The organism is Vibrio sp. G-C-1, from assembly GCF_021728015.1.
GTDB classification, from domain to species: Bacteria; Pseudomonadota; Gammaproteobacteria; order Enterobacterales; family Vibrionaceae; genus Vibrio; species Vibrio splendidus.
The window spans coordinates 104,814-128,567 of sequence record NZ_JAKKCR010000013.1 but is presented as its reverse complement, the minus strand read 5'-3'; the positions used below and the strand labels follow the sequence as shown (position 1 = coordinate 128,567).

At 44.8% G+C, this 23,754-nt stretch carries 20 protein-coding genes and 1 riboswitch; of the genes, 9 read left to right on the top strand and 11 right to left on the bottom strand.

Annotation, left to right across the window (positions count from 1 at the left end):
* Positions 1-76: 76 nt before the first annotated feature.
* Positions 77-1,072: a TDT family transporter gene (locus L3V36_RS18445; RefSeq protein WP_198594782.1), complete on the bottom strand. Its 996-nt coding sequence runs from the start codon at positions 1,070-1,072 to the stop codon at positions 77-79.
* 163 nt (positions 1,073-1,235) lie between these two features.
* On the opposite strand from L3V36_RS18445, the gene L3V36_RS18440 reads away from it, so the two are divergent.
* From L3V36_RS18440 to L3V36_RS18420, 5 genes are all read left to right on the top strand, one after another.
* Positions 1,236-2,132: a LysR family transcriptional regulator gene (locus tag L3V36_RS18440; RefSeq protein ID WP_004735186.1), complete on the top strand. Its 897-nt coding sequence runs from the start codon at positions 1,236-1,238 to the stop codon at positions 2,130-2,132.
* Positions 2,133-2,220: 88 nt separating this feature from the next.
* Positions 2,221-2,514, top strand: a complete 294-nt coding sequence (locus L3V36_RS18435) for a YebG family protein (protein WP_004735185.1) — start codon at positions 2,221-2,223, stop codon at positions 2,512-2,514.
* A gap of 155 nt (positions 2,515-2,669) precedes the next feature.
* Positions 2,670-2,753: riboswitch (Fluoride riboswitch) on the top strand.
* A 194-nt stretch (positions 2,754-2,947) separates the two neighbouring features.
* Positions 2,948-3,640, top strand: coding sequence for a hypothetical protein (locus L3V36_RS18430; protein ID WP_017079913.1), 693 nt, complete (start codon positions 2,948-2,950; stop codon positions 3,638-3,640).
* A 24-nt stretch (positions 3,641-3,664) separates the two neighbouring features.
* Positions 3,665-4,654, top strand: coding sequence for a GGGtGRT protein (locus L3V36_RS18425; protein ID WP_065606592.1), 990 nt, complete (start codon positions 3,665-3,667; stop codon positions 4,652-4,654).
* 228 nt (positions 4,655-4,882) lie between these two features.
* A complete protein-coding gene (locus L3V36_RS18420) occupies positions 4,883-5,524 on the top strand; it encodes a MarC family protein (protein WP_017079911.1) in 642 nt (213 codons plus the stop codon).
* Positions 5,525-5,605: 81 nt separating this feature from the next.
* On the opposite strand, the gene ushA is transcribed toward L3V36_RS18420, so the two are convergent.
* On the bottom strand, positions 5,606-7,306 hold the full coding sequence (gene ushA / locus L3V36_RS18415) for a bifunctional UDP-sugar hydrolase/5'-nucleotidase UshA (protein WP_102447180.1): 1,701 nt from the start codon (positions 7,304-7,306) through the stop codon (positions 5,606-5,608).
* Between the two features lie 505 nt (positions 7,307-7,811).
* Between ushA and dapD the strand changes: the two genes are divergently transcribed.
* Positions 7,812-8,843, top strand: a complete 1,032-nt coding sequence (dapD, locus tag L3V36_RS18410; RefSeq protein ID WP_102447179.1) for a 2,3,4,5-tetrahydropyridine-2,6-dicarboxylate N-succinyltransferase — start codon at positions 7,812-7,814, stop codon at positions 8,841-8,843.
* 98 nt (positions 8,844-8,941) lie between these two features.
* On the opposite strand, the gene L3V36_RS18405 is transcribed toward dapD, so the two are convergent.
* On the bottom strand, positions 8,942-9,475 hold the full coding sequence (locus tag L3V36_RS18405; protein ID WP_004735180.1) for a DUF3332 domain-containing protein: 534 nt from the start codon (positions 9,473-9,475) through the stop codon (positions 8,942-8,944).
* A gap of 264 nt (positions 9,476-9,739) precedes the next feature.
* Positions 9,740-13,678: a phosphoribosylformylglycinamidine synthase gene (purL, locus tag L3V36_RS18400; protein WP_102447178.1), complete on the bottom strand. Its 3,939-nt coding sequence runs from the start codon at positions 13,676-13,678 to the stop codon at positions 9,740-9,742.
* A 329-nt stretch (positions 13,679-14,007) separates the two neighbouring features.
* Here purL and mltF point away from each other — a divergent pair, with 329 nt between their 5' ends.
* Positions 14,008-15,576 (top strand): membrane-bound lytic murein transglycosylase MltF, encoded by a 1,569-nt coding sequence (gene mltF, locus L3V36_RS18395; RefSeq protein ID WP_102447177.1) that lies wholly within the window; start codon positions 14,008-14,010, stop codon positions 15,574-15,576.
* A gap of 318 nt (positions 15,577-15,894) precedes the next feature.
* A complete protein-coding gene (locus L3V36_RS23905; RefSeq protein ID WP_004735176.1) occupies positions 15,895-16,029 on the top strand; it encodes a hypothetical protein in 135 nt (44 codons plus the stop codon).
* 58 nt (positions 16,030-16,087) lie between these two features.
* On the opposite strand, the gene tadA is transcribed toward L3V36_RS23905, so the two are convergent.
* The 7 genes from tadA to L3V36_RS18360 all read right to left on the bottom strand — a co-directional run bounded on the left by tadA (position 16,088) and on the right by L3V36_RS18360 (position 23,117).
* Complete coding sequence (gene tadA / locus L3V36_RS18390; RefSeq protein ID WP_017091995.1) at positions 16,088-16,726, bottom strand: tRNA adenosine(34) deaminase TadA; 639 nt, start codon at positions 16,724-16,726, stop codon at positions 16,088-16,090.
* A gap of 103 nt (positions 16,727-16,829) precedes the next feature.
* On the bottom strand, positions 16,830-18,119 hold the full coding sequence (locus L3V36_RS18385) for a hemolysin family protein (RefSeq protein WP_017091996.1): 1,290 nt from the start codon (positions 18,117-18,119) through the stop codon (positions 16,830-16,832).
* A 197-nt stretch (positions 18,120-18,316) separates the two neighbouring features.
* Positions 18,317-19,879 (bottom strand): AbgT family transporter, encoded by a 1,563-nt coding sequence (locus tag L3V36_RS18380; RefSeq protein ID WP_054542738.1) that lies wholly within the window; start codon positions 19,877-19,879, stop codon positions 18,317-18,319.
* 297 nt (positions 19,880-20,176) lie between these two features.
* Complete coding sequence (locus tag L3V36_RS18375) at positions 20,177-20,626, bottom strand: prepilin-type N-terminal cleavage/methylation domain-containing protein (protein WP_004735171.1); 450 nt, start codon at positions 20,624-20,626, stop codon at positions 20,177-20,179.
* Positions 20,616-21,953, bottom strand: a complete 1,338-nt coding sequence (locus L3V36_RS18370; protein WP_017079901.1) for a hypothetical protein — start codon at positions 21,951-21,953, stop codon at positions 20,616-20,618. The genes L3V36_RS18375 and L3V36_RS18370 overlap by 11 nt, the downstream gene beginning before the upstream one ends.
* On the bottom strand, positions 21,950-22,585 hold the full coding sequence (locus L3V36_RS18365) for a pilus assembly protein PilW (protein WP_102447173.1): 636 nt from the start codon (positions 22,583-22,585) through the stop codon (positions 21,950-21,952). The genes L3V36_RS18370 and L3V36_RS18365 overlap by 4 nt, the downstream gene beginning before the upstream one ends.
* Positions 22,572-23,117 (bottom strand): GspH/FimT family pseudopilin, encoded by a 546-nt coding sequence (locus L3V36_RS18360; protein WP_102445245.1) that lies wholly within the window; start codon positions 23,115-23,117, stop codon positions 22,572-22,574. The genes L3V36_RS18365 and L3V36_RS18360 overlap by 14 nt, the downstream gene beginning before the upstream one ends.
* Before the next feature lie 102 nt (positions 23,118-23,219).
* Between L3V36_RS18360 and L3V36_RS18355 the strand changes: the two genes are divergently transcribed.
* Positions 23,220-23,651, top strand: coding sequence for a type IV pilin protein (locus L3V36_RS18355; protein ID WP_016796755.1), 432 nt, complete (start codon positions 23,220-23,222; stop codon positions 23,649-23,651).
* Positions 23,652-23,754: the final 103 nt, after the last annotated feature.

Here is a 23,754-nt window from a genome sequence, read left to right as displayed (position 1 = left end):
CCGTGTTTGGATTAGGAATATAAGCTTATGAAATACTGAAAACTTAAGGTCCGTTTATCTTTTGAACTATTGCTTCTTACAATCTACTACCTACCACACTTAGAACACGGTGAGGTTTGTAATTCATGTAATAACGAACCGCCACATAACCCACTACAAACGTTGCCACAATCAATTCTAGATACGCTAGGTTGAACACTTGATCCACATAGTGAGCTTCCACACCAACAGTTTGCATCCAAGCCGCCAATTTGAATAACGCCGTTGCACCAATCACGATTGGGAAGGTAAACGCCGCATAGCCTGGGCTGAATGGCAGACGAAGTAGTTTGAAGAACGCTGCGTAAATGATGAACGTCATTAGCACTGCAATACCAAACAATAGACCGATGATAACTGGCGAAGGATTTGCCGTCACCGTTAGGTAGCCAGCTAGAGATAGACTTGCTGGTGCCGCCATAATCGCAATGGTTGGTTTCGCCGCATCTGGCACTTCATGAGAGAAGATCAAACGATAAATCATGAGAGGTAGCATTACCGCATAAACCAATAAACCAAAGACTAAAGTCGCGTGAGCAACGGGTTCTAAGATCGGGTTACCTGAAAAAGAAACGTCTGCCACGATAATACCGATTGGTGGTACAAACCAGCTTGGCACCATGTGGTGAATCTCAAAGTTTTTAGCTCTGTGGTATAAGAAGCTCACCAAGAACACGACATGCAAAGCTACCGAAGCGAGCCACACCGCTTCTTGTAAGAATTGAGAGATTGGAGCCAACGAAGCAGACACCACCATACAACCCATCGCGAATGTGGGTACAACACTGCCAACAACAGGATGTGCAAGGTCTTCACGTAATAAGTGGCCGTGAATCAAAAATTTCACAGCTAAAACAAGAAGTAATACCGCCGCAATGCCAGCACTGATCCACTGCACCAAACCCGGTGTGTGTAAGATACCTTGTGCGACTAAAACACCATCCCAACACCAGCCTAAGCTTGCAATTGCGAGTGCTAACCCAGCCATGGGTGTTGGAGCTCCTGTTAATCTATATTTAATACGTTGAATCATGTCAGCCTCTCTTAAACTTAATTCACTAAACTTGTGAACTCATCAGCTTGTTGAAGCCATAATACGCTTGCGCTTCGTTAAACAATATCCAATTATATATAACAAGTGTTCATCAATACTGAACAGAATCCATTTTCACCAGCAGAGTAAAACTAGGAATCTGATGGCTAATATTTCAATTAAACAACTCAAAGTGTTCGTCACTATTACCCAGCACTCGACATTGACCGCAGCCTCTGAGGCTCTGTTTCTGTCTAAGGCCGCTGTCAGCATGGCGCTAGGCGAAATGGAGAAACAACTCGGTCACTCTCTATTTGACCGGGTTAATAACCGATTAATTCTCAATCAAGAAGGACAAAAGCTTCTTCCTTTGGCGGATGAGATATTACATCGTGCTGCTGGTATTGATGTTTTGTTCCGTGACGACCAGCCTTTAAGTGGCAATCTAAAGGTCGGTGCGAGTGACACAATTGGTAATCAGGTCGCACCGTTTATTCTGTCTGGCTTTCGTGAACGAACTCAACATCAGGATCAAAGCTTGTTCATTTCAAACAGTGCGCTGATCTGCCAAAAGTTGGTGGATTATGAACTTGATATCGCGCTAATTGAAGGAAAAACATTACACCCTGAACTCATTTCGAGTCAGTTTAGCAGCGATGAAATGTGTATTATTGTTAGTAATCAACATCCTCTCGTTTCAAAAGAAAAAGTGACTTTAAGCGATTTAGAAGATAGTCACTGGATCCTGCGTGAATCAGGATCAGGGACTCGCGAGTTTTTCCTTCGTGCCGTCGCACCGCGTATCGAACACTGGTATGAATCCTTTGAACTCAACACCACCGAGGCGATCATCAATTCAGTTTCTGCCAATCTTGGATTCGCGTGTTTATCACGACTGGCGGCGCAACGAGCAATTGACTCAGGCCGAGTGAAAGCACTCGATGTCCCACTCGACATGAAACGACGTTTCTGGATGCTGGTACACAAAGACAAATACCAGAGCCCGCTGCTGAAATCTTTCATGAGTTATTGTGAAGACTGGGCTACACATCAAGATTGAGGCCGCATTGTTAGGGCTCCAACTGGACTTTTAACATCAGAAACTGTATAAAAAGCCAGTAAAATTTATCAAACTTAGAGGATTAACCATGGCTGTTATCGTCAAGTACGTGGTCGAACGCAACGGAGAAGAGAAAATGACTTTTACCTCTAAAGCCGAAGCTGACGCATACGACAAAATGCTGGATATGGCTGATGAGCTTTTTGAACTGTTAAGCAAAAGCGACTTAGTTGAAGATGAAGGCAAGCAAGAAGAACTTGCAATGTACCTAGCGAAGAATAAAGAAGAAGTTCTTTATGCATTAGGTGCTAAGCGCAAACCAGCTCCGAAAAAAGAAAAGAAACTTGAAGCTGTTGAAGACGCAGAAGAAGATGCAGCGTAACTAGCTGATATTTTTCTAGAAAACGTCAATAACGCCTCTTATCGGAGCTCGTTATTGGCGTTTTTTTATACTTGTTGAAATATAATGAAGCCTGTTTATAGTCGAAATCGCTCTAAACATTCGCTTGCATGAAAGTGTGATAAAGATCTAATCTATAGCCATCAGGTGATGGGGTTCCACCTAAGCTTTTGCTTCAACCGCCCGTTCTTTCGAACAGTGCTAATGACTCCTACAGAATCGAAAACAGGTAATACTGTTGGATGTATCGCTATTCCTCCATTTTGAAATGGACTTAGTCTCTTAAGACCGAGCTTCATGACACCTTTGGATTATCGATACTCAAGATCTGTAGTGAATTAGCCGCACCTCTTCCAACACGTCCTGTTTTCTCAACACCCTAGGTCTTCAATGACTCTAACTGTGAGAAAACATTATGCACTATTCTTCAGAAATTCAATCAATGTGCCCTATTCAAAGGGGTGATCTGCACACTTCAGCGCCAATTCCAGTTGAAGGCGCTATGGTTAGCCCAAAAGATGTCATCGCTATTTCTGGCTTAAGCCATGGCGTCGGCACTTGTGCACCACAACAAGGTGCAGCAAAACTAACGCTGAACGTAAAAAACGGCATCATCGAAGAAGCACTAATCGAAACGATTGGTTGTTCAGGCATGACTCAATCAGCCGCGATGGCAGCCGAAATCCTCACCGGAAGAACCATTCTTGAAGCCCTAAATACCGACTTAGTGTGTGACGCTATTAACGTAGCAATGCGCGAGATCTTTCTGCAATTTGTTTACGGTCGAACTCAGTCTGCATTCTCTGAAGGCGGCCTAGAAATTGGCGCTGCATTAGAAGATCTCGGTCAAACACAGCGCAGCCAAGTAGGTACCAGTTACTCAACTGCTGCGAAAGGCGTTCGTTACCTAGAGCTTGCCGAAGGTTACGTGACCAAGCTTGCACTTGATGACCACAGTGAAGTGATTGGCTACGAGTATCTCAACCTCGGCAAAATGATGAAGGCGATAAATCAAGGCGTGTCAGCCAACGAAGCGGCCGACCTTGCGACGGGTACTTATGGGCGCTTCGATGAAGCCGTTACCACTATTAACCCACGCCAACAGTAATTTTTGCCAATTTAGAGGAAAGATATGATGAACACTCAATTTAATGAATCAGTAACTCGCGTATTGGCAGAAATGAACTTCGACTCTTTAGAGCAAGCGAACCAATACTGTAAATCACACAATGTCGACCCAAAAGCCATGGTGATGGACACCCAACCTATTGCTTTTGAAAGCGCTGCCGATGCTTATATCCTTGGCTCAGCACTGGCGTTATTTCGCAAAGCCACCAGCGCAGAACAAGCCGCTAATATTATTGGTGAAGGCCTCCAAGCATTTACTAAACCCGGCAGTGTTGCCGAGCAACGTCAAGTGGGTATAGGCCACGGCGCATTGGCTGCACGTCTTCTAAATGAAGAAAGCCACTGCTTTGCTTTCCTTGCGGGCCATGAATCTTTTGCTGCTGCAGAAGGTGCGATTAAAATCGCACTCAACGTCAACAAATCACGTCACAACCCATTGAAGGTAATACTCAATGGTCTAGGTAAAGATGCGGCTTACTTAATTTCTCGCATCAATGGTTTTACCTATGTTCGCACTCAATACGATTACCAAACAGGCGAGCTTATTGAAGCAGAACGTCGCCGCTTCTCACAAGGCCCTCGCGGAGAGATCTTGTGTTACGGCGCTGATGATGTACGTGAAGGCGTGGCAATCATGCACAGAGAAGAAGTGGATGTAAGTATTACGGGTAACTCAACTAACCCAACTCGCTTCCAACACCCTGTTGCGGGTATCTACAAAGCAGAACGTACTCGCCAAGGTTTACCTTACTTCTCAGTTGCTTCAGGCGGCGGTACAGGTAGAACATTGCACCCAGATAACGTGGCAGCTGGCCCAGCGTCTTACGGCATGACAGATACCATGGGCAGAATGCACGCTGACGCTCAGTTTGCAGGTAGCTCTTCTGTTCCGGCTCACGTGGCAATGATGGGCTTCATCGGTATGGGTAACAACCCAATGGTCGGTGCGACAGTTGCATTGGCTGTGGCGGTGAGCGAATCTTTGAACGCATAACGACAAAATTGAGCGCCGCAATCTATCCATTGCTTGATTCCGTTAATTGAGAATCAAGCAATAACGGACGACCAAAACTCTACACCTATCACTAAAACCAAACAGCCAGCCTTATGCTGGCTGTTTTTTATTCACACTTGCTCTACTATCTATTTCTAATAATTATTTGTACCTAAGATTAAATACACAAACCATTGGTATTTAACTGCATCTTTTCAAAGGAATAATATGAAAGAGCTCATCATTCATACCATTACCGTGTTCATGGGCTTTTTTGCCATCATGAACCCTATCGCTAATACGCCAATCTTTCTTGGATTAACCGGTGACAATGACAGGGAAACGGTCAAATCTATCGCATTCCGATCGGTGCTTATCGCCTTCGTTATCGTCAGTACTTTTGCGATCTCTGGCAAACTGATCTTTGACCTCTTTGGTATCACGCTATACGCACTGCGCATCACTGGCGGCATTCTGGTCTTTTTGATTGGCTTTCACATGCTGCAAGGTGATTCAACACACTCAAAAGCAAAAGAGAAAGTAAACTCAGATGCCCAGCGAGACGCAGCTCTAAGTATCGCCGTATCACCTTTAGCCATGCCAATACTGGCCGGCCCGGGCACCATTGCCACTGCGATGAACTTCGCCAGTACCGAAGGAATTTACGAGACCATCATTACCATCGTAGCCTTTGGTCTACTGTGTACCTTAACCTACGTACTGTTTGTATTCGGCGAACGCTTCGTTAAAGCCGTAGGGCCAAGTGCACTGAACGTGATTACTCGAATGATGGGTTTGATACTCGCAGTTATCGGTATGCAGATGTTGATTGAAGGGATTGAACAGGCTTATAAGGCGCTGTTTATCTAGATTTTCTCACTAAGTTTTATACAAAAATAGCCAGCAATTCGCTGGCTATTTTCTTTGTCGTTTCTGTTTATGCGTTATAAATTAGTTCGCAGGGCAGCCTTTTACTTCTAAACCATTGCTCATATAGATTAGCTCACCATCCACTGGTGCGTAATTCGCAGCAGTGACATCTGGGTTCTTAACGAAGAACTCGCGCAGCACAGCGGCATCCGTCAACTGCGTCGACTCAACATCAATTACTGGGTAGTCATCACCACCAGCCGCACTGAAACTGATAACAGAGAACGTATAAGTATCGGTTAAGCTAAAAGTTTTATTGTTAATTTCTCTAATGGTCACATCACTCAAGTCACAGTCGACGGTTAAGCTAATATTGTCGAGTTGGGCGTAAGCGCCCGACCCTGCAGTTTTGGTCGCAACAACGTCTAAATATGCCTTAACCTCAGCCCCTGTCATCGTTGCTTTAGTCACGAAGTTTCCGAAAGGTTGAACCGTCAGCACATCACGATAAGCTATGTCACCCGCCGCAATTGAGTCACGAACACCACCAGAGTTCATCACACCAAAGTCAGCATTCACTAAGTCATAAGTACGGTATGCTTCTCCTAACAAGTGACCAAGGTTAGTTTGCTCTGCTCGAACAACATTTCGATCACCTTCCAGTTTTGCATCTGTCTTTGAGATGATGACATCTAGCAGATCTTGCCCTTGTTGTTGATATGGGTAGAGAATGGATTTTACAGTAGCATCAGGCTTAATTTCAGATTGGATAAACTGGTAACTTCCATTTTCATCCTTCTCTTTTAAGTTCACAGGGACCAGATCATATTTCGCTAAATGCAATTTACCATCGTAAAACTCAAAGTCAGCTCGACCTACATACTTACCCCACTCGTGAGCTTGCATGATGTAGGTACCGTTTTGCTGATCAGGCTTACAATCATCTCCCGGATTGAAATCAGCGTATTCATTGCCTTCCATACAGACAGGATTTTGAGAGTGCCCGCCAATAATTGCATCTAACTGCCCTTCTTCTAAAGAACGAGCAAGTAATACATCTCCAGGTACTTCACTACCATGTTGACCATCCGCGTAATGCCCCATATGCGTGGTAGCGAAAATCAGATCAACCGTTTCATTGGCCTCAATTTCTTTTATGGCTTTTTTGATTTCGACTTGCGGGTCGGCAAAGTGAATCGTCGCGACGTTGTCAGGGTTAACTAATTTCGCCGTATCCTTGGTTGTCAGGCCAATAACAGCAACTTTTAAGCCATTGATGGTGAATACTTTATATGGAGAGAAAAGGCGTTCATCAGTAACTGTGTCTCCATCTTTAATATAAATATTCGCAGCTAGCATCGGGAAGTCAGCTAATTCAGCCTGCATATCTAGCACATCTAAGCTGTTATCAAACTCATGATTACCTAATGCCATCGCATCGTAACCAAGAAGGTTCATGCCAACAAAATCTGGTACCGCATCCTGCATATCAGACTCTGGAACACCAGTATTAATGTCACCACCGGACAGTAGGATCGTCTCACCACCGTTTTGAGTCACTTCCGCACGAATACTATCAATCAACGTTTTACGAGCCGCCATTCCATACTCACCCTTACTGTTTTCCCAAAAGCGACCATGGTTATCGTTAGTATGTAAAACCGTAAACTTGGTACAAGAGTCCGCAGTGTCACATGTCACCGTGATGTCATCATTATCCGAGCCACAACCAACCATCGCTACGCCGATAGAGAGCACTAGTAAAGACTTAGTAAAATTCATAGAAGATCCTTTATTAATCGTTTTAATGTCGTTATGGCAGGCAATATACTGACATCTTGCAGGGTTTTAGTGATCGTTCTCTTAATTACACGTCTGGAAAATTGAGTATTTACCCTAACTGTAGGCACAAGCGATTAATCAACAGAAGTCGAATAATTCTGATAATAAACATGAATTTATAAAGAAAGTGTGACTCACTCTATTGATACTGCTAACAAGAGGATGGACTAAAGATAAGTGTCAGGTGTGGAAATGAAATGGCACCGCGCTACTTAAGTAAGCACGCCCATATTTAAGAGCGAGGTATAATATCTGGATAATGAAAACTATCTCTCAAAAGACAAGCAATATCATTTTACAGACTTTATCCCGATACGCCCTTTCATAACGAGGGCGCTCTCTTTATGATGAACGCAATTAAATTAACTTTGCTAACTGCAGCGCTTGTTATTCGAGTCGCTGTTATGGAATAGCAAAATCAAGACTCAACACATGGAGATTCAACATGGCTTACTTTTCACTAGCCTTCGGTGCGGCAACCAAAAACCGCGACAATAAAATCATTGAAGCGTTCTTCCCTAACCCACTTCTAAACCCAAGCGACGCTCTTGTAGCAGCTGTAGCTGAAGTGTCAGGTTACGCTGAAGGCAACCAAGCTATAGAAATCTCTGCTGCACAAAGCGCAGAACTAGCGAAAGCATTCGCAGCAAACGACGATGCAGCAAACGCATCTTTCGCAGAAAAAGCGGCAGCGTCTGAACAGCCACTTGTTCTTGTTGTTCTTGCAACTGACGAGAAGCCAGCATCAGTTGCTGAAGGCTTCCTAAAGCTACAACTTATCTCTAACCGCCTAGTACAACCACACGGTACAGTACTAGACGGCATCTTCGGTCTACTGCACAACATCGCATGGACAAACGAAGGCCCAATCGACCTTCCTGAGCTACCAGAGCGTCAAATCGAAGCTCGCCTTGCGGGTCGCGCTCTGTCTGTAGATTGCGTAGACAAGTTCCCTAAAATGGTGGATTACGTAGTACCAACAGGTATTCGTATTGCTGATACTTCTCGTGTTCGTCTTGGTGCACACGTAGGCGAAGGCACAACGGTAATGCACGAAGGTTTCATCAACTTCAATGCGGGTACTACTGGCGTGAGCATGGTTGAAGGTCGTATCTCTGCGGGTGTTGTTGTGGGTAACGGTTCAGACATCGGCGGCGGCGCTTCTATCATGGGTACTCTGTCTGGTGGCGGTACTATGGTTATCTCTATCGGCGAAAACTGCCTGCTAGGCGCAAACGCAGGTCTTGGCTTCCCAATGGGCGACCGTTGCACGGTTGAGTCTGGTCTTTACGTGACTGCGGGTACTAAGGTTCGCATGCTAGATAAAGAAGGCAACGAAGTAGAAATCATTAAAGCCCGTGACCTTGCTGGCGTTTCTGACCTTCTATTCCGTCGTAACTCGATTACTGGCCAAATTGAATGTCTTGCGAACAAGTCTGCAGTTGAACTGAACAGCGAGCTACACAGCAACAACTAATCTACGCGCTAGATGCTAGATGCTAGATGCTAGAAAATACGAAGCCGCTGGGGTTAAATCCAGCGGCTTTTCTTTTTATAGCGGTAAAGCAGAGAAGGTTATGCTTTTTCTGCTGCTAGCTGTTCAAGAGCTTGAATCGAAGTCTCTGAAACCAATGTTCCATCCATGTAGTAACTGACCTTGTCACCATCACGAACCCCCGTCAGAACAGCCTTCTGGCCATCGTTATAGGTGATGTCCATTTGAATGGTGTTCTCATCGATCTGTTGCATCTCACCCCATTCAATATGGCGATTATTAAACCCAAGTGGTGCATCTTTCAGTGAATCGTCAAGGCTATCGTTCACATCAATCATAGTATCGACTTTACTATCGAATATATGAGGCGCGCCAGTCAGTGGGTTTTTTCCTGCCCAGAATTCGATCGAGTTAAATACGATGTAATCGGCTGCGAATGTTAAAGCGTAAACAGGAGCAAGCAAGAAGTTGACCCCAGCACGAGCGTAACGGTTATCTACAACCTCAACGTTGAACTTCATTAATTTACCAGTAACGGCATTACTACCGACACACCCAGCTAACGACATGACAATCGCTGCCACTGCAACTGCTTTTGTGATTGTTGTTTTCATAGATCCCTCTTATGCCACGATGCTTGATTCAGTTTTTGAACGGCCAAATTGAATTGTTCTTGTATGAACACAAGAAATGATGGCCTAACAAATTGATTCCATAACATTTAGCGTAGTGGAGATTTTTAGAACAGCAAACTGCAAACCTAATTTGTTTCGCTCTGGTTCCTGAAGAGTTGCCAATAAAAAAGCGCAGACCTTTCGATCTGCGCTTTTCGTTTTTGCTTAACCTAGCCTAGATTAATGCGGCCTGTAAGAAAGTGATTAACCCACATTCTTACGTGCGTTTTGGAACATACGCATCCAAGCGCCGTTCTCGCCCCAACCTTCTGGAGACCAAGAGTTTGCAACCGTGCGGAATACACGCTCTGGGTGCGGCATCATGATAGTCACGCGGCCATCGGTCGTTGTTAGACCTGTGATAGCGTTTGGCGAACCGTTCGGGTTGTTCGGGTATTGCTGCGTTTGGTTACCGTTGTTATCAACGTAACGTAGAGCAACCGTACCTGAGTTTTCAATCGCGTTTAGGTGGTCGTTGTCACGCACTTCTACGCGGCCTTCACCGTGAGAAACAGCGATTGGCATACGAGAACCTTCCATGCCGTTGAAGAATACAGAATCAGACTTCTGAACTTCAACTAGGCTGAAACGAGCTTCAAAACGTTCTGATTCGTTACGAACGAAACGTGGCCAGTACTCTGCACCAGGGATAAGTTCACGTAGGTTCGACAACATCTGACAACCGTTACACACACCTAGAGAGAAAGTATCTTCGCGCTTGAAGAAGTTTTCAAATTGGTCGCGAGTAGAATCGTTAAACAGAACCGATTTAGCCCAACCTTCACCAGCGCCCAATACATCACCGTAAGAGAAGCCACCACAAGCCACAAGGCCGTTGTACTCTTCTAGAACCGCTTGACCCGTTAGGATATCGCTCATGTGAATATCGGTTGCTTCGAAACCTGCACGGTCAAATGCAGCTGCCATTTCAACGTGAGAGTTAACACCTTGCTCACGTAGAATCGCCATCTTAGGCTTAGCGCCCTTATTTATCATAGGAGCGTTGATGAATGGTGCTGCAATGTCTTCGTTTACGTCAAAGCTTAGGCTAACGTTTAGACCTGGGTCTGAGTTGTCTTTTTTCGCTTCATGTTCTTGGTCTGCACAGATTGGATTATCACGTAGACCTTGCATTTTATGCGTAGTTTCAGCCCAAATAGTACGTAATTCAGTACGGTTACGCTGGATTACAACGTCTGCGCCTGACTTAATCACTACTTCGTCTGATGCTTCCCCTTCACCAACAACGCTACCAATTACGTGTGAACACGCTTCTAGGCCATTGGCTGCAAGCGTAGAAAGGACTGCGTCTAGGTCGTCGTTACGAACTTGGATTACCGCACCTAGCTCTTCGTTGAAGAGTGCTGCTAGCGTATCTTCGCCTAGCGCCGCAATATCAGCATTAACACCACAGTGACCTGCGAACGCCATTTCTGCTAGCGTTACGAATAGACCGCCATCGCCTTTATCGTGGTAAGCGACAACTTGGTCGTTTGCTACTAGCGCTTGAACGCCTTCGTAGAAACCTTTTAGTTGTGCTGCATTGTCTACGTCTGCTGGCTTGTCACCAAGCTGCTTGTAAACTTGCGCTAGTGCTGTAGCACCCATACGGTTTTTGCCGTTACCTAGGTCGATAAGAACCAGTGAAGTGTTGCCTAGTCCTTCAAGGTTATCAGGGGTGCGCAATTGAGGAGTAATCGTCTTACGAACGTCTTCAACACGTGCGAACGCAGTGATAACAAGAGATAGCGGAGAGGTTACTTCTTTCTGCTCGCCATTCTCTTCCCACTTAGTCTTCATCGACATTGAGTCTTTACCCACAGGGATAGTTAGACCCAGTGCTGGACATAGCTCTTCACCTACGGCTTTAACCGCTTCGTAAAGGCCTGCATCTTCACCTGGGTGACCTGCTGGAGACATCCAGTTAGCTGACAATTTAATGTGTTTGATATCGCCGATGTTGGTCGCTGCGATGTTAGTGATTGCTTCACCAACCGCTAGACGAGCTGACGCGCCAAAGTCTAGAAGTGCAACTGGCGTACGCTCACCAAGAGACATTGCCTCACCGTGGTAAGAGTCGTAACTTGCTGCAGTTACTGCGCAGTTAGCAACTGGAACCTGCCATGGGCCAACCATTTGGTCACGAGCTACAAGGCCTGTTACCGAGCGGTCACCGATAGTGATAAGGAATGTTTTTTCTGCCACTGTTGGTAGGCGAAGAATACGGTCAACCGCTTCGTTTAGTTCGATACCAGAACGGTCAATCGCAGGATTGTTTGCTTTTAGCGTCTTCGCATCACGGTGCATCTTAGGCGTTTTACCTAATAGGATGTCCATCGGCATGTCGATTGGCGTATTGTCGAAGTGTGAATCTTCTAATTTAAGATCACGTTCTTCTGTTGCTTTACCAACAATCGCGAATGGAGCGCGTTCACGCTTACAAATCGCTTCAAATGTCGCTAAGTCTTTATCAGCAACCGCCATTACGTAACGCTCTTGAGATTCGTTACACCAGATCTCAAGTGGGCTCATGCCCGGCTCATCGTTTGGCACGTCACGTAAGTTAAAGATACCGCCACGCTCGCCATCGTCTACTAACTCAGGAAGAGCATTCGAGATGCCGCCCGCGCCCACATCGTGGATAAATGCGATTGGGTTCGCATCACCAAGCTGCCAACAACGGTCGATAACTTCCTGACAACGACGTTCCATTTCTGGGTTTTCACGTTGTACAGAAGCAAAATCTAAGTCTTCAGAAGAAGAACCAGAATCCATTGAAGATGCAGCACCGCCACCAAGGCCGATATTCATTGCTGGACCGCCAAGAACGATTAGGCTTGCACCTACTGGGATCTCTTTCTTCTGAACATGATCATCACGAATGTTACCTAGACCACCAGCCAGCATGATTGGTTTGTGGTAACCACGTACTTCTTCACCTGCGTGAGAGTTTACTTTCTCTTCGTAAGTACGGAAGTAACCCAATAGGTTTGGACGACCAAATTCGTTGTTGAATGCTGCGCCACCAAGAGGACCTTCAAGCATGATATCCAAAGCAGTAACGATACGGCTTGGCTTACCAAAGTCTGTTTCCCAAGGTTGAACGAAGTTCGGAATTTTCAGGTTAGATACAGAGAAAGCAACCAGACCCGCTTTTGGCTTACCGCCAATACCTGTCGCGCCTTCATCGCGGATTTCACCGCCTGAACCTGTCGATGCGCCCGGCCATGGAGAGATTGCCGTTGGGTGGTTGTGCGTTTCAACTTTCATCAAGATGTGTGTTTTTTCTTGGTGGTAGTTGTACTGGCGAGTTTCTGGATCTGGGAAGAAACGACCCACTTCAGAACCTGTCATTACCGCTGCGTTATCTTTATAAGCAGACAGAACGTGCTCTGGTGTCGTTTCAAAGGTGTTCTTAATCATCTTGAACAATGATTTTTCTTGCTTAACGCCATCGATAGTCCAATCAGCGTTAAAGATCTTGTGACGACAGTGCTCTGAGTTCGCTTGTGCAAACATCATTAGCTCGATGTCAGTCGGGTTACGACCTAGCTTCTCAGTGAAGCTTTCAAGAAGGTAATCAATTTCGTCTTCTGCAAGTGCTAGACCTAGGGTAACGTTTGCTTTTTCAAGCGCTTTACGTCCACCAGTTAGTAGGTCAACTTCCGCATAAGGAGCAGGCTCAGCAACAGTGAACAGTGCCGCCGCTGATTCGAAGTCAGTGAAAACCACTTCCATCATACGGTCGTGCAGAATGGCTTTCAGCTCAACAAGTTGAAGCTCAGAAAGTTCAGAAGAGGTTTCAATGTAGAAAGCAGTACCGCGCTCTAGACGTGACACTTTAGCCAGTCCGCAGTTGTGTGCGATATCTGTTGATTTTGAAGACCAAGGCGAGATAGTGCCCGGGCGTGGCGTTGCAAGCAGCAGTAAACCTTCAGGTTCATGCTCTTCAATCGTTGGACCGTAAGTCAGTAGCTTTTCTAGCTTCTCAACTTCAGACTCATCTAGGTCTGCCGTTAGATCAGCAAAGTGGGCAAACTCAGCGTAAATACCTGTTACAGGTAAGCTTAATTCACGACAAAGCTCTAAAAGCTTGTTAACACGAAACTCAGATAGAGCTGGGGAGCCACGCAAAATTCTCATGTGCTTACGTCTCTTATGCAGTTGATTAAGGTAGTATTGGAATAAATTCAGTGGGTTATAGGAACAACCTAACTGTTTTCTTCGAAGCTATTCCCGAAGGTTGCCAAACCTATGCCGATTCCACCTCTTCAATGCGAGCGCATTATAAAGCATTTCTTTTTGTGACGTAACACCAAAAGCAACCGTTTGCGTTATTTTTTTTATCTTTCTGTGTAAATGGTACTTTTGCTGCATTTATCAGCACTTTTACAACTGTTTAAATAAACCTGCTTTGCCAGCCTTGCGGGGTTTGGTATAAAGGGGCTTCCACTTTTCGAGATTTCATTTTGATGCCTAAATTTACGCTCATCTTTTCGTCTAAGTTCCTTCTGCTCGCTATTGCCCTATTTGGGTTGGCTGGATGCCAGATTGAATCTGAACCTAAAAGTGTCCTTGAGCAGATACGAGAGCGTGGCGTTCTTCGTGTCGGCACCCTGAATAACCAACTCTCTTATTACATCGGTCCAGATGGTCCTGCTGGCTTGGACTACGAGTTAGCTCGCGAGTTTGCAGAAGAGCTTGGTGTAAAGCTTGAGGTTAAACCTGCTTACCGTCTATCCGGCCTATTTCCTGCGTTAAAGAAGGGCGAGATCGATCTTATCGCAACGGGGTTAACACAAAATAGCAACCTGACACGTGCCTATCGCGCTGCGCCCGCTTATTACTATGTAAGCCAGCAAGTCGTGTACAAAAAAGGCCAGTGGCGTCCAAGAAACCTTGAGCAACTGATCAAGTTCGAGAATGAGCGTCAGGCTGATTTCGTCAAAGCACAAACTGAATCAGAAGAGATAACGACTACTGACACATTGACGCCATCTTTGGTTGTAGTGAAAGACTCACACTTTGAGCCAACACTAAAACAGCTGCAAAACACACACGATGACTTTATCTACGATGCGATCGGTAATGCTGATATCAACGACCTGCTAAAAGAAGTCTCTACAGGGGAACGCTTGTTTACTGTGGCGGATTCGATTGAGCTGTCACTCGCACAACGTTTATACCCAGACGTAGCCTTGGCTTTTGAACTTACAGAAGACCAACCGATCTCTTGGTATTTACAGAAGTCTGAAGATGAAAGCCTTTATGCGCTGCTGATTGAGTTTTTCGGTAACCTAAAGCAGTCTGGTGAGCTCGCTTCATTGGAAGAGAAGTATATTGGCCATATCGGCACCTTCGATTATGTCGATACTCGTGCCTTTATCCGCGCATTGGATAGCAAGCTGCCAAAATGGTCTCCACTGTTTCAAAAATACTCACAAGAATTTGATTGGCGCTTGATTGCTGCTTTGGCATACCAAGAGTCACACTGGAACCCTGTCGCACGTTCTCCTACTGGTGTTCGAGGCATGATGATGTTGACGCTACCAACCGCGAAAAGCGTTGGTGTGACCAATCGTCTTGACCCTAAACAGTCGGTACAAGGCGGGGTTGAATACCTGCGTCGTATCGTTAACCGAGTGCCCGACTCAATCACTCAACACGAAAAGATCTGGTTTGCGCTTGCCTCATATAACGTAGGTTACGGGCACATGATGGATGCTCGTCGCTTAACCAAAGCACAAGGCGGTGATCCTGACGCTTGGGGTGATGTGAAAGACAGGCTGCCTCTGCTAAGACAGAAGAAGTACTACAGTAAAACTCGTTACGGTTATGCGCGTGGTGATGAAGCAAGGAATTACGTTGAGAACATTCGCCGTTATTACCAAAGCATTATCGGCCATGTGAATAAGCGCAATAAAGAGGAAGAAGCGAGCCTTGAAGGGTTGGTGGTTATCCCACCTTTAGAGATCTCGGGCGCTGAATCGACAATCAGTGCGGCTGAATCCGCTGTCGATGAAGCTGAGTCTTCCAAATAAATAAAAAAGAGCAATGCTATATAGCGTTGCTCTTTTTTTTATACATGAGCCACTGGTTCGTATTGGCTAGTTCGCATTGAGAAACTAAACCAGCAAAGTGACCGTTAAATTTGAGGTGTCATATTGCAGTAACAATCGAACTTTATAACGACACACCATAAGCGCCATGATGTTCTGTTGTACTCAGACATTGGCCATTACGAATGGTCACTCAAAAAGTATCGCTAAGTTCGCGACAGAGCTCATAAACAAAGAACCACTATAATTAAAACTGAAGTCATAATTACAAAGCCAGACGACAAATAGGAAATCGTTGAAATGATGAAGAGTAAACTGAAATCGAAGCGCCTTGATAAGACCGTTGCTGCAAACCGTCGTAAGCGTATGCTTTCAAATAATAAGAAGAAAATCATTTGGCGCAACCGTGCTTTCATGCAGATACTTTCTGAGTAAATATACCGAGTAAGTTTTTTGCGGCACTCTTGCGATAGAGAGTGCCGAAAGCTTACTGCTATTTTTTGTTACAGACCTTGTTCTTGTTACTGACCTTATTCTTATTACTTGCCTTGTCAGATTCTAAACACTGCTCTTCCAACAGACGGTCTTGCTTTCGTTTTTCTTTTATCTCTTTTCTACGACGCTTGAAAAACGCTTGCAGTTGATCACGGCACTCTTGTTCTAACAAACCATTTTCCACGTCTGCATAGTGGTATGAGGCTTGGCTTTCAAAGAGGTTCAATACCGTACCTGCTGCGCCTGCTTTTAAGTCAGGAGCCCCAAACACAATGCGCTTTACTCGGCTGTGTAACAAGGCGCCTGCACACATTGGGCAAGGCTCAAGCGTGACGTATAAGGTGGTATCGAGTAAACGATAGTTTTCTAAAGCTTGCCCAGCTTTACGCAAGGTTTCGATTTCTGCGTGTGCCGTGGCATCGTGGCTTCCAATAGAACGGTTCCAACCTTCAGAAATAATCTCACCCTCTTTTACCAACACGGCACCAACGGGAACCTCTCCCTCTTTCTCAGCTTGCTTAGCAACCTCAATGGCGCGTCGCATGAAGATTTCATCTTGAGGGGTGAATTGATGGTCTGACAAAGGGAACTCCAGAAAACAAAGGATAAGAACAAAAAAAGGTATGCGGAGAAGCATACCTAATCTTAGTAATAATGAACAATAAAGTGATTATGAACAATAAAGAGATAATGAACAACAAGCGCGGGCTTGTTCGTTTAATCTCTAGCTAGCGACTTATCTAACTAACAGCATCGCCTAGCTCATTGACTATTTTTGTCGCTTTCACACTCACAATACGGTTGTTCTCGACCGAGATGATTTCAAACTGCCATTGCTGACACTGAACGACTTCTCCCGTATCGGGTAAACGCCCGATTAACCAAGTCACAAGGCCATTCAATGTTTGGAAGCCTTCGCTTTCCCCTTCTAATTCTGACAGCTCTAAACGGTTCTTGAGCTCACTGATAGGGATTAATCCATCCACCAGCAACCCGTCTTCCACTTGCTCTGTCCATAGGTCATTGGGGTTATTGGATAACTCACCTGCAATCGCTTCAAGAATATCGTAATGAGTCACAAGGCCTTGCACATCGCCATACTCGTCAACAATGAATGCCATCTCGGTACCCGACTCTTTAAAATAGCCAAGTAGCCGCAGTGCCTTCATCGATTCTGGAACATAGATCGGCGACTTAGACAGTCCCATGATCACTTGAATACTTAAATTGCCCGCCTGATTCAGCAAGGCTTTGGACGACACCGTACCGACCACTTTATTGAGATGGTCTTGGCATAGTGGAAATACACTGTGCTTTGAAGAGCGTAGTTTCTTAAATATCTGCTCTACAGGTTGCTCAATATCTAGAAAGTCGACGTCTCGACGTGGCGTCATCAACGAGCTTACAAGGCGATCATCAAGCTGCAAGATATTACGAATCATCTCTTGCTCGCCGCGCTCAATCACTCCAGATTCTGAGCCCTCTTTCACCAGTGCATGGATATCGTCTTCAGTCACACTGTCTTCTTCACCACCACGTCCCATTAACTTGAGAATACCTTCGGTTGATGCCGACAACGCAAACACAAACGGCGTCGCGATTTTAGATAACCAGAAGATTGGCAGCGCGACTAACACAGCAATATTTTCAGCTTGAGACTGAGCAAAACGCTTTGGCACCAACTCACCCACAACAATCGCGAAATAAGTAATACCGACAACGACGACCGCAGTAGACAAGATATTCGCTTGTGTTGGGTCGAATCCCCACAGCTCAAGTTGAACGGCCAGTGGCGCAGAGAGCGTCGCCTCGCCCACAATACCGCTGAGTAGGCCGATTACCGTAATACCGATTTGAATGGTTGAAAGGAAGCGGGTTGGGTTTTCTTTGAGCTCAAGAGCAATCTGAGCGGAGCGATGTTTTTCGGCTAAGCGTTTCAGCCGACTATTTTTTGCTGCTACCAATGCAATCTCTGACATGGCAAACAGACCATTTAAAACAATTAACCCTACTAAAAGCAGAATCTTCATGTGGTTTGGATTTCCTAATTTTACCGGCCAACAATTAGCCGTGATCCGGAGTATAAGCTGAGTGCCTTTATTTTGAATATAAAAAGTTTTGGATAAAAAATCTTGGATAAAAAAACGAAAAAAGATGGCGAAAAAAAGCCCGCACATTTCGGTGCGGGCTTAGTAATGAATAAAGCTTAATTTTGCTTAGTTCAATCTTACATTGTGTAAGTGTAAGGTGCCTGGATACCTAGTGGGATACCAAGAGCCCAGTAACCTAGCAAGAAGATAGACCAACCGATTAGCATAGCAATCGAGAATGGCATCATTAGAGAAGCTAGAGTACCGATACCAGTCGACTTAACGTAGCGTTGACAGTAAACAACAACCAGTGGGAAGAACACCATTAGTGGAGAGATGATGTTAGACACTGAGTCACCTACACGGTAAGCCGCTTGAGATAGCTCTGGAGAGATACCCACAACCATTAGCATAGGAACTAGGATAGGACCAATCAGTGCCCACTTAGCTGAAGCCGAACCTACAAGCAGGTTAACTGAAGCCGTTAGTAGAATCATACCAACAACCGTTGCTTCACCAGGAAGATCCATCGCTTTCAGGCCTTCAGCACCGTAAAGCGCCAGCATAGTACCGATGTTTGATTGAGCAAATGCAGATAAGAACTGAGCACAGAAGAACGACATTACAATGTATGCGCCCATCGTTGCCATTGTCTCAGACATCGCTTTGATAACATCGTTACTATTCTTGAATGTACCCGCAACACGGCCGTAGACGATACCCGGAATAATAAACAGAATGAAGATCAGAGGAACGATAGACTTCATTACTGGTGCTGAGAACGCCGTTAGTTCACCTTCAGGCGAACGAAGTGCTGAGTTTTCAGGAACCAAAGCAGCGATAAGCAGACCAATACCTGCAACCATTGCCCAACCAGCGAATTTGAATGCTTTAGATTCAATCGCTGTGAACGTACCTAGATCAGGTGCTTGCTCTGCATCTTCATCTACTGGAGTTTTTGCAAGACGAGGTTCAATGATCTTCTCTGTCACGTACCAACCGATACCAACAATGAGAACTGAAGACAAACCAGTAAAGAAAATGTTCGCTAGAGGGTTAACCACGTATGCAGGGTCAAGAACGTTTGCCGCTGTTTGAGTGAAGCCTGCTAGTAGCGGGTCAATACCTGAAGGAATGAAGTTCGCTGAGAAACCACCTGATACACCAGCAAACGCTGCTGCAATACCCGCTAGAGGGTGACGACCCGCTGCGTGGAAGATGATACCGCCAAGAGGGATTACTAGAACGTAACCTGCATCTGCTGCTGTGTGAGACACGATAGCAACAAGGATTAGCATAGGCGTTAATAGCTTAGCTGGCGTAAAGTTCAGCATCTTCTTAAGGCCAGTCGTAATGAAGCCTGAAGAGTCAGCAACGCCAACACCTAGCATAGCAACAAGTACGATGCCTAGCGGTGCGAAGCCTGTGAACGTGGTAACCATATTCGCTAGGAAGCTAGCAAGCGCTTCACCAGTTAATAGGTTGTTTACTTCTAGAGCAGCACCCGTTTGAGGGTTGATTAGGTCGAATGAAAGATTCGATAAAAGTGCAGATGCTACCCATACGATAACTAGAGCCCAGAAGAACAGAATTGCAGGGTCTGGAATTTTGTTGCCGGCGCGTTCAATGAAGTTTAGAAAGCGGTCCATCCCACTGATCTTCTCAGTCGATGGTGCTTTTTTTACAGCTTGGTTACTCATTGTAACTCCATATGTGATGTTGTTTGTTTAGGCCTAATAAAAGTTTTGACCATGGCCTATTGGTACAGCACATATTCTATTAAAGTCGCTGTTAAAAAGCACAAGGTTCCACATCATTTTCCATAAATGGAGACATATTTTGCAAAAATACTGTACAACAGCAACAATATAAAAACACAAAAAACACCATTCCATATACAGAGTTTTAACTGGCACGTAAACAATGTCCGAGGAGTGAAAACTATCAGTAAAGAGGATGCTTAGGCCTTGGCATGCAGTAAACGTTTGCTTAATAGATCAATCAAACTCACTGTATTTGGAGAGCATAGTCTCGAGGTAAATGCTTTGCGAATGGTTCATACGATCTTGCCATGCAACGGAAACAGTAATGCTTTTTAACGCACTAGACAAAGCGCCAGCAGCATTCTCCACCTCACAAGTCATCGCATACCCAGAGTCCGACAAACCGGATAAAGGATCTGAGCTTGCCGTGTTGAGACAATAGTTCGCTTGATTGAGTTGCGAAAAAGGAATAAGCCCTACTGCCCCACTCACATCCGAGACTCGCGTTCGATAATATTCCATTTGCCTTTCAGCAAAGTGAAGTGCCTCTACACTGTGAAGCGCAAAGTCCGACTTTTGCTCCGCATAAACTTGCAGCTTAACCAACCCTAGAGAAGCTACACCGATCAATAGAAAAGAGATAAGAACCTCTATCAGGCTAAAACCTGAGTGTTTAGAAATCATTCCATGATCCTCGCTTCCATTGATAAATCGAAGGCGGATCACTCGGATTAGACTCTGAACGAAAATCCAAATCCATATCACCCACAATCGTTGTCACCCCAAGTGGCGAATCGAAGATAAGGCCACCTGAAGGTAAACCAGAAGCAAATTGAATCCCGACACTTTTTTTCAGGACAGTAGCGTCATCGATGTCTTTGATAAAAGGTGCAAATACATTAGGAGTAACAAGCGCTTCCCAGAAGTCATCTATACGAGTTTTAACATGACTCTTTTGATAATCGACCAAATGATAAATCACACCGTTGTAAGTCATGGCACCATTTAACGCGAGCACACCATCTTGAATCACTAGAAGTTGAGATTGATTGTTGGCGGCGGCAACCGCTGAATTGATATGGCAATTTCCCTCAACCCACAGTCCCTTGGTTTGCCCAGGAGTAAAATGGTCCATGATTTCGGTGCCACACTCTGTCGCATTCAGTATCTGTACGTGCTTAAAAAGGTCAGTGTCTTGAGATAAGTCGACAATATTTTGATCCGTTTTAGCGATACCAAAAAAGGTATAAAACGGGTTCATATTAGGATCAGGATTAAAATCTTTTTTGAAGGGAAGCGGATTCGTTCCTTGATAGGAATCAGGCGCATAGATTGAATAACTACTTCCCGAACTGCCTTTAGGGATCTCCGTCTTATAGTCACTATCACACACGCCATCAAAACCAGAAAACGGACCATCAGCACTTGGGTCGAGCACTTCTAAGCCTAACGTTTGTCCTGAATCACCATGTGTTGAATCGTATTGGTAAGTAAAAAGGTCGGCAAAAGTAACACTCACGCATTCATATTCATTACCACTGATCGGTTCTTCTTTAACTGTCGGCTTCAGGCTCAATGTACCGATGATCTCAATCGGCCCTGTTGATTGAATTGCCCCACTTCCAAGTTGGGAGCTTTCTCTTATTGTCTTAAAAAGAGACTGCGCATTTGAGGATGACGCCACAACGTAAGCGCTAGAAATCGCACTATCAGAGATTTCAATTTGCGGTTGATTTTCGTATGGGGAACACCAATCAGAAAAATCTGCAGGACGGGCACCCGCGTCTTTGATATCAGCAATGGTTTTATCTAATTCAAGTAAGTAGGAGTAGGTACATTCTAAGCCGCCTTCCGAACGCCAATGTTCTTTACGTGCCAGAACTTCATTTTGTGCTCGCTTGATTTGATAGAAGAGAACCTTAAAATTTCCAAACGAAGCGATTAATGTCCCTATAAGAAGAACACTAACCAACAACAGAGTGATAAAGCCTCCTTGCTTACACCGCTTCATTGCCAGTTCCTCTGAACGACGGAAGTTCTCACTTTATGACTAACATCCGCATTTACTAAAGACGCCTCTAACTCAATATCTACTTTTTGAGAAGCCGAAGATCCTGTTGAAAGCTCTGCAACCTCAACAAATAAAGCATCAACTTGAATTTGACGATCAAAGAACACGTTTTCACACTTCATTGAAACTGCGCCACTAGCCGTCCCAAATGGTTTTTCATTAATTGCCAAGAGCTGACCGGACTCTCCTAAGCAATAATTGAGTTTGTTTTCTTTGAATTGATAGACAATGTTTCGATACGCCGACGATCCACCATCCCGCAAATAAGCAAAACCAATATACACCTCATCAATACTTACCTGATTAACATAAATTGTATTTGTAGCTCCCGATAACTTAACCGATATTCCCGAATCTGAGTCATAACCAGCGCGCCAAACTTCCTCTTTCATCATTTGAGTTGCGGAAAATAAGTTTTGTGATAACAAAAGCGCTAAGCTATTTTCTGAAGCGATTCGTTGATTAGTAATGAATACCGAACCTATAGTCCCAATTGCGATGATTCCAATAACTGAAGCCACCATCATTTCGACTAGTGTGCTTCCCTTGACATACGAGTTAACAGATCTCATAACCGTGGTGACCTATACTGTTACGTCCATTGTCATTGGGATCGCTACTACAAACCCTAATCCTCCCCGAAACATTCGATGCTTTTATTGACAACACCTCCGTTAATTTACTTGTAGATGCTATCGAAATATTGCCATTGCTGAAGCGACCTCTTACACCCTCGATCGATATTGAATTTTGATTGAAGAAGTTAAAGGACACTTCTATATCCTGATAGGGAGAGCCATCCAACAGCATAAGAACATTTGTAGGGTCATAAGATGCAGAACTACTTAGTACCAAATCCCAATCACCATCAGAGTTATTAACAGCCCCTGAGTTGCCGGATACTAAAAAGAACAAATAAACGTCTTGATTCCGAGTAATGGCTTCTGACCTCGCAGCAATTAATAAGCCATGAACCTCAGGTGCAAGCCTCTTGATTTTCGTTGAAGCTAGCACCGAACTAAAACTCGGGGCAGCCGTCGCTATCAGTATCGATAACACCGACACCGTGATTAAAAGCTCTAATAAAGTAAACCCGCGAGTCATTTCCCAATTTCCTATGTAATACCGCTCGTAACCGTATTTAATCTTGCGCCGATGCTACCACCGGAGAAAAATAGGCAGAGATATTAAAGGAAACTACTCGCGATGATTCGAAGAAATATATGCAACAACAACAACTTAAGCATTAGAGGGATGACATTGATCGAATTATTGATCGCTGTCGCCATCGTGGGGATACTCGGCGCCATTGCCTATCCAAGTTATACAAACCATGTAATCAAAGCGCATCGAGTCACAGCGATAGCTGATATGACAAAGATACAATTGGAAATAGAGACGCTGTACACGGGGAACTATGCATCCGCAGCGGAGAATATTATTTCCGGAGGGACATGTTTGTTTTGCGATACCGACACCAGCCGATACACGTTAGCGATTTCGGCGAGTAGTACAACCTATGCCATTCAAGCGGAACCACTTTCACAGCAAGTGAATGATGGATGTTTAAATTCAATTACCGATATATTGGAATTACACCACTCGGGTGTTTCAGAGCCAGAAGCGTGTTGGAAGTAACAAGAGCAACCACCAAAGGGCTCGATAATCTATCTGAGAAATCTAGACTCTTTATTCTCTGAGCTTCTTTCTTTGATCTACAGATACAAAAAAGCCTGCACAC